6 protein-coding genes are annotated in these 6580 nt (G+C 57.7%); 1 reads left to right on the top strand and 5 read right to left on the bottom strand.

What is annotated here, in order from left to right:
- The 5 genes from kdgD to JWR17_RS01605 form a co-directional block, all read right to left on the bottom strand.
- On the bottom strand, positions 1-809 hold an 809-nt coding region (kdgD, locus tag JWR17_RS01625), incomplete at its 3' end, for a 5-dehydro-4-deoxyglucarate dehydratase (RefSeq protein ID WP_299827653.1).
- A gap of 243 nt (positions 810-1052) precedes the next feature.
- Positions 1053-1802: a FadR/GntR family transcriptional regulator gene (locus JWR17_RS01620; RefSeq protein WP_299827651.1), complete on the bottom strand. Its 750-nt coding sequence runs from the start codon at positions 1800-1802 to the stop codon at positions 1053-1055.
- A 94-nt stretch (positions 1803-1896) separates the two neighbouring features.
- Positions 1897-3633, bottom strand: coding sequence for an ABC transporter ATP-binding protein/permease (locus JWR17_RS01615; RefSeq protein WP_299827649.1), 1737 nt, complete (start codon positions 3631-3633; stop codon positions 1897-1899).
- 97 nt (positions 3634-3730) lie between these two features.
- Entirely contained in the window at positions 3731-4291 is a 561-nt protein-coding gene (locus JWR17_RS01610; protein ID WP_299827647.1) for a response regulator transcription factor, read from the bottom strand.
- On the bottom strand, positions 4284-5546 hold the full coding sequence (locus JWR17_RS01605; RefSeq protein WP_299827645.1) for an ATP-binding protein: 1263 nt from the start codon (positions 5544-5546) through the stop codon (positions 4284-4286). Before JWR17_RS01605 ends, JWR17_RS01610 begins: the two co-directional genes overlap by 8 nt.
- Before the next feature lie 263 nt (positions 5547-5809).
- On the opposite strand from JWR17_RS01605, the gene JWR17_RS01600 reads away from it, so the two are divergent.
- Entirely contained in the window at positions 5810-6523 is a 714-nt protein-coding gene (locus JWR17_RS01600; protein WP_299827643.1) for an SIMPL domain-containing protein, read from the top strand.
- The last annotated feature ends 57 nt before the right edge of the window (positions 6524-6580 follow it).

Below are 6580 nucleotides of genomic sequence, written 5' to 3'. Positions count from 1 at the left end.
ATCTTCGCGCCAGCTTTAACGATGCTGACGGCGTAACCCGACTTGCGGTTACGAATGTCCAGGTATGGCAGGAAGAAATCATCGATCAGTTTGCCGACGGTGGCGTGGTCGTCACGGGCAATGGCATGGTAGAAATCCATGGCCATTTTTGGCAGGAAGTTGAACACCGCAGACGAATAAACCGGAACGCCCAGCGCCTTGTAAGCAGCGGCGTAGACTTCGGCGGTCGGCAAACCGCCCAGGTAGCTGAAGCGGTCGCCGAGGCGACGACGGATGGACACCATCAGCTCGATATCGCCCAGGCCATCTTTGTAGCCGATCAGGTTCGGGCAACGCTCGGCCAGACGCTCAAGCAGAGGAGCGGTCAGGCGGCAAACGTTACGGTTGTAAACGATTACGCCGATTTTGACCGACTTGCACACGGCCTCAACGTGGGCGGCAACGCCGTCTTGGCTGGCTTCGGTCAAATAGTGCGGCAGCAGCAACAAGCCTTTAGCGCCCAGACGCTCGGCCTCTTGAGCGTATTCGATGGCTTGACGGGTAGAGCCGCCGACGCCGGCCAGGATTGGTACGCTGGTCGCGCAGGTGTCTACAGCGGTCTTGATGACTTCAGAATATTCGCTGGCAGCGAGGGAGAAAAACTCACCGGTGCCGCCTGCAGCGAACAAAGCAGTAGCGCCGTACGGGGCGAGCCATTCAAGGCGTTTGATATAGCCAGCCTTGTGGAAGTCGCCCTGAGCGTTGAAATCGGTAACAGGAAAAGACAGCAGACCTGCGGAAAGGATGGACTTCAGTTCTTGTGGATTCATTATTCGAACACCCTGCATAGCAAATGTGGAAGGAAGCGCACCAGCCGTTAGCCGATGTTGTATGTCATCGTACAACTAGAAATAGAATGACTCAAGGGGGTATTGAAGAATTTGACGAGTGACACAAACCTGTGGAACGGCCACACCTGTAGGAGCCCACGTGTTGGCGAGCGGCTTGATGCGGTGCGTCAGGTCTGACGCCTCGCCAACAAGTTGGCTACTAAGGTGTGTTGCCAGCAACTATCAAGCCTGCTGTTTTTCAGCCTCTTCATGGGCATGGCGCAGGCGTTCGCGGCTGTTGGTCAGGTGCAAGCGCATGGCGGCCCGGGCGGCGTCGGAGTCTTGTCGGGCGATGGCTTCAAAGATCTCTTCATGCTCGCGGTTAAGGCGACTCATGTAGTGCTGCTGATCATCGTGGGCCAAATGTGCAGAGTTGAGACGAGTCCGTGGAATGATGCTGGTGCCCAGGTGCGTCATGATATCGACGAAGTAACGGTTACCGGTCGAGAGAGCAATTTGCAGGTGAAACTGGAAGTCGGACGACACGCCGTCGCTGGCGTTTTGTGCCCTTTCGATAAGCGCGTCCAGCGCCGTGCGCATCGCCGCAAGCTGTTCCGGGGTCCGGCGCTGCGCTGCCAACCCGGCTGATTCCACTTCAAGGCTGATACGCAACTCAAGAATCGCCAGCACATCGCGCAACGTGACAATGGTCGCCGGGTCGATACGGAAACCACTCGGGCTCGGCGTATCCAAAACAAAGGTGCCAATGCCATGCCGCGTTTCCACCAGCCCGGAGGCCTGCAGACGCGAAATTGCTTCGCGCACCACGGTGCGGCTTACGCCCTGCTCTTGCATGATTGCCGACTCGGTCGGCAACTTGTCTCCACGTGTCAGTTGGCCGCCACGAATCCGCTCGGAGAGTTCGGTGACTAGCTCTTGGGCCAGGCTGCGATGCTTTCTGCGAACACGTGGCGCAGGGACTTGATTATCCATATCCGAGATCAATCTCTAAAACTCTATAAGTGCACATGATAGCTCAACCGGGTTGTACGATCACATTCGTAAAACCCGGTCGCTTTGAGAAAGGCTAAATTACCGCCTCTGGCAGGGGCTGTTCACGCAATTGGCCGCCATCAATGCGCAGATGACGACGGTGGAAGCGTTTGAGGCTGGCGCGGTGGCCGACGCTGAGCAGGGTGACCTGCGGTAATTCATCGATCAGCGCCTGATACAGCGCGCCTTCGTCTTCTTCATCCATGGCCGACGTAGCTTCGTCCAGGTATAGCCAGCCAGGCGCATAAAGCAGCGCTCGGGCAAACGCTACACGCTGCTGCTCGCCTGGGGATAACATGCGCTGCCAGTGATCACTTTCATCCAGACGTGCGACCAGATGGCTCAAACGGCAGGCCTCCAGCACCTGAGCGTAGCGCTCGGCGGGATACGCTTCCGGCGCCTGTGGATAACTCAACGCTTCACGCAAGGTGCCGATTGGCAGGTACGGTCGTTGCGGCAGGAATAGATAACGCTCGGCGGGTAACGTCACGTGGCCCTGCCCGTCGCGCCAAAGTCCGCCCAAGGCTCGCAGCAAGGTGCTTTTGCCACTGCCGGATCGACCACTGAGCATCACTCGGTCACCTTGAGCAATGTCCAGATTAGCGCCAGCCAGCAAATCGCGGCCGTCGGCCAATTTCAGCGCCAGGTGATCGAAATGCAGTGCGTTGCCGTCACGGTCCAGCTTGATCTCGGAGGCGTGAGCTTCGTTGTCGCTCATGCCCTGACGGAAGCTCAACAGACGATCACAGGTGGCACGCCATGAAGCCAGAGAGGTGTACGCGTCGATGAACCAACTGAAGTTCTCTTGCACGTTGCCGAACGCCGAGTTGATCTGCATCAGCCCGCCCAGTTCGATGGCGCCGGAGAAATAACGCGGAGCCGCCACGACAAATGCAAACACGGTCGCGATCTGCGAGTAACCGGCAGTAAAGAAGGTCAGCCGCTTGGACACCTTCATGATGTTCCAGTAGTTACTCCAGATCATGCCGAAGCGCGAGGTCAGTCGCTGATTCTCGTTGGGCTCGCCATTGGAGAAGGCGATGCTCTCAGCATTCTCACGCACCCGCACCAGGGCAAAACGCAGGTCAGCTTCGTAACGTTCCTGCTGGTTGCTCAGCTTGATCAAGCGCTGGCCGATTTTGTGCGTCAGCCAACTGCCCGCCGCCGCATATAGCAGCGCGGCCCAAAACATGTAGCCAGGAATGGTGACGCCGAAAATCTCGATACTGCCCGACACGCCCCACAGAATGACCGAGAACGACACCAGACTGACCACGGTGCGGATCAGGCCCAGCGCCAGGCTCAAGGTGCTGGAAGTGAAACTGTTAAGGTCTTCGGACAGTCGTTGGTCGGGGTTATCGGTGTAGCCATGTTGCTCGAGCTGGTAGTAGTTCTTGTGCGCCAGCCATTTGGCGAAATGCTGCTCGGTCAACCACCGACGCCAGCGAATGGTCAGCATTTGCGTCAGGTAAAGACGGTACACCGCGGCGAATATCGCGATCGCCGCGATGCCGCAGAAGTACAAGATCAGGTGGGTAAACGCTGCCAGGTTTTTTTCTTGCAAAGCGTTGTAGAAGTCTTTGTACCAGCTGTTGATCATCACCGAAATCGCCACGCTAAACAGCGACAGTGCGATGACGGAAACCAGCAAAAGCCAAGCCATGCCTTTTTCTTCGCTGCGCCAGAACGGCGTTATCAGCTTCCAGACCCGGCGGAAGAATTCTCCTCTGACGGCGTCGTTGACCCCAGAATACTCGGCGTTGCGATTCATATTTCAAGCTCGATAGGGATAGAAAAAACGCGTCGAGCCGATCATAGATGATCAACGCGGCGCTTCGCGAAGCCCGAAGACTTTGTTCAGCCCCTGTTCAGCGCCTGACCGGGCGCTTCTGCAATTTACGCTGCAAGGTCCGGCGATGCATGCCCAACGCCCGAGCGGTCGCGGAGATGTTGCCCTCGTGTTCGGTCAACACACGCTGAATGTGTTCCCACTGCAAACGGTCCACTGACATCGGGTTTTCCGGCACCAAGGTGTCCAGGTCTGCGTGTTCTGACAGCAAGGCAGCCAAAACGTCGTCAGCGTCGGCCGGTTTGCACAGATAATTGCAGGCCCCACGCTTGATGGCTTCGACCGCAGTGGCGATGCTCGAGTAACCGGTGAGGATGACTATGCGCATTTCCGGATCGATTTCCAGCAGCTTCGGCAACAGCACCAGCCCCGAATCACCGGTCATTTTCAGGTCCAGCGCGGCGTACTCCGGAACGTCGCTTTGCGCCAGCATCAGGCCTTCTTCGGCCGAACTGGCGGTGCTGACGCGAAAACCGCGACGGCTCATGGCCCGCGCCATCACGCGGGTGAAGGTCGCGTCATCGTCTACCAGCAATAAATGCGGCAGTTCTTCGCCTTCGACTTGAATCTCGTCACTCATGCTTGTCTCCTCGGGCGTCACGGGGCAGGCGCAGCTCGGTGAGCGTGCCGCCCTCTTCGTGACTGTAGAGTTTTACCGAGCCACCCGCGCGAGTCACGCTGGCCTTGCTCAAAAATAGACCGAGGCCGAAGCCTTTGCCTTTAGTCGTAAAAAACGGTTTGCCGATTTGTTCAGCGATGGCCAGCGGCACGCCAGCGCCGTGGTCACGAATGCTGATACAGACTTCCAGCAAGTCCCAATCCAACCGCACTTCCAACCCTTCCGGAAAGGCATCGGCGGCATTGTTCAGCAGATTGAGCAGCGCTTGGGTCAAGTCCTGCGGGGGGGCGAGGCGGGGCACCGGTCCCAGGCCCAGCAGCTGGAAGCGATAACTGGCTTCCGGGCGCATCAAATGCCAGCGGTTTAGCGCTTCGTCGAGCCAGCCGGTCACGTCGCGCTCTTCCAGCTCCATGCGGCGATTGGCTTCAGCAGCACGCACCAACTGTTGCAGGGTTTGCTTGCACTGTTGAACCTGCTCTTGCAGCACCGCGAGATCCTCCTGCAACAGCGGGTCTTTATGGTCTTCGCGTATTTCCCGGATCAGCACGCTCATGGTCGCCAAGGGTGTACCCAATTCATGGGCTGCGCCAGCCGCCTGGGTCGCAATGGCCAGTAGTTGCTGGTCGCGCAGGCCTTCTTCCCGACGCTCGGCGCGCAGTTGTTCCTGGCGGCGAAGTTCTTCGGCCATTTTTGCCGCAAAAAAAGTGATGACGCTGGCGGCCAACGCAAAGCTCAGCCACATGCCGTAGATCTGCATGCTTTCCCGGGCGATAGGGAACCTGCCCATGGGGTAGAACTGCACCAGTAGCAGCGTATAACTGGTCAGCGCCAAGCCGGAAAGGATCAATGAATACAGCCACGGCAAGGTCACTGCGGCGATCGTCAGCGGTACCAGGTAGTAGGAAACGAAAGGGTTGGTCGATCCGCCGGAGTAATACAGCAATACGCTGTGGATCAGCATGTCGAAAGCCAGTTGCACCGCGTATTCCAGCTCCGTGACCGGCCACGTGGTGCGCAAGCGGATGGCTGTCAGTACACACAGCACCATGGAGACCCCGAGGGTAATCGCCAATTGCATCCAGGGCAGCGGCAACAAATCCAGCAGATAAGCCACGCCCACCGAACCCGCTTGCGCGGCCAGCACCAAGGTACGAATGACAGTGAGGCGCCAGAGGTTCTGACGAGTAGCTGAAAGCAGTTGGACGGGGGCGAGCATGAGCTCTCCTGATGAGCGCTGCAGGTGAATCGGGGCGAGTATAACGAAGCAAATGTAAAAACACCGTGACTGCGTCAAAGCGCCACAGCTATATAGAAGACGTCCTATCCATAGGAGCCAACTTGTTGGCGAGGCGTCGTAGCTGACGTGAGAACACAGTTGCTACAGTAAATCCCTCAGGAACCGGATTGGATGATCTACAGTCTGATGGTTTTCTGTGTGACGGCTAACCGTTGCAGATGCTTTATCAACAAGGAGTTTTTATGTTCAGCCTTCGCCCCGCCGCTGCCCTTTTCACCCTCGGCGTCGCTACGCTTATCAGCCTGCCTGCCCTGGCCGAAGAAGCGCGTTACAACCAGGTGTCCGTGCGCGCTGAAGTCAGCCAGGAAGTTCCTCGCGACTTGATGATGGTCACGCTGTTTACCGAAGCGCAGAACAATGACCCGGCCAAGCTCGCCGCGCAAATTACCGAGTCGCTGAACAAAGCATTAGGGCAAGCCCGGGAAGTCAAAGACGTCACTGTTCGCCAGAGCACCCGCAACAGCTCGCCGATTTACGATGACAAGGGGCAAAAAATCACCGGCTGGCGCGAACATGCCGAGCTGCGTCTGGAAAGCGCCGACTTTGCCGCACTGTCCAAACTCACGGCAGAACTGCTGGACGGTCTGAAAATCGGCGGTATGGACTTTGCCATCGCACCGCCTACCCGCAAAACTGCCGAAGACTCGCTGCTTAAAGATGCCGTTGCGGCGTTCAAGGTGCGGGCGCAATTGGTCACCGACGCCCTGGGTGGCAAGAGCTACAAACTGGTTAATCTGAACCTCAACACCTCGGGCTTTCCACAACCGTACCTGCGTGCGCCGGTCATGATGATGAAAGCCGCACGCTCTGACGCCGCCCCGACTCCGGATGTAGAAGCCGGCACCAGTCAGGTCAGCGTTAACGCCGACGGTGTCATCGAAGTACAAATGCAGTAATTGGGCTCCAAGCCCTACGTAGCCTAAGCAGTGCGGTACTCTTTGTTGTCTACTCGT

The sequence above is a fragment of the Pseudomonas sp. genome (genome assembly GCF_028293835.1).
GTDB lineage: Bacteria > Pseudomonadota > Gammaproteobacteria > Pseudomonadales > Pseudomonadaceae > Aquipseudomonas.
The sequence above is the reverse complement of the archived record's forward strand: the minus strand, read 5'-3'. Positions and strand labels throughout refer to the sequence as shown.

Bases quoted from the DNA above. Each gene is read 5' to 3' on its own strand.
- JWR17_RS01620 (WP_299827651.1), bottom strand. From the start codon at position 1,802: ATGGATAATCAAGTCCCTGCGCCACGTGTTCGCAGAAAGCATCGCAGC.
- JWR17_RS01615 (WP_299827649.1), bottom strand. From the start codon at position 3,633: ATGAATCGCAACGCCGAGTATTCTGGGGTCAACGACGCCGTCAGAGGA.
- JWR17_RS01610 (WP_299827647.1), bottom strand. From the start codon at position 4,291: ATGAGTGACGAGATTCAAGTCGAAGGCGAAGAACTGCCGCATTTATTG.
- JWR17_RS01605 (WP_299827645.1), bottom strand. From the start codon at position 5,546: ATGCTCGCCCCCGTCCAACTGCTTTCAGCTACTCGTCAGAACCTCTGG.
- JWR17_RS01600 (WP_299827643.1), top strand. From the start codon at position 5,810: ATGTTCAGCCTTCGCCCCGCCGCTGCCCTTTTCACCCTCGGCGTCGCT.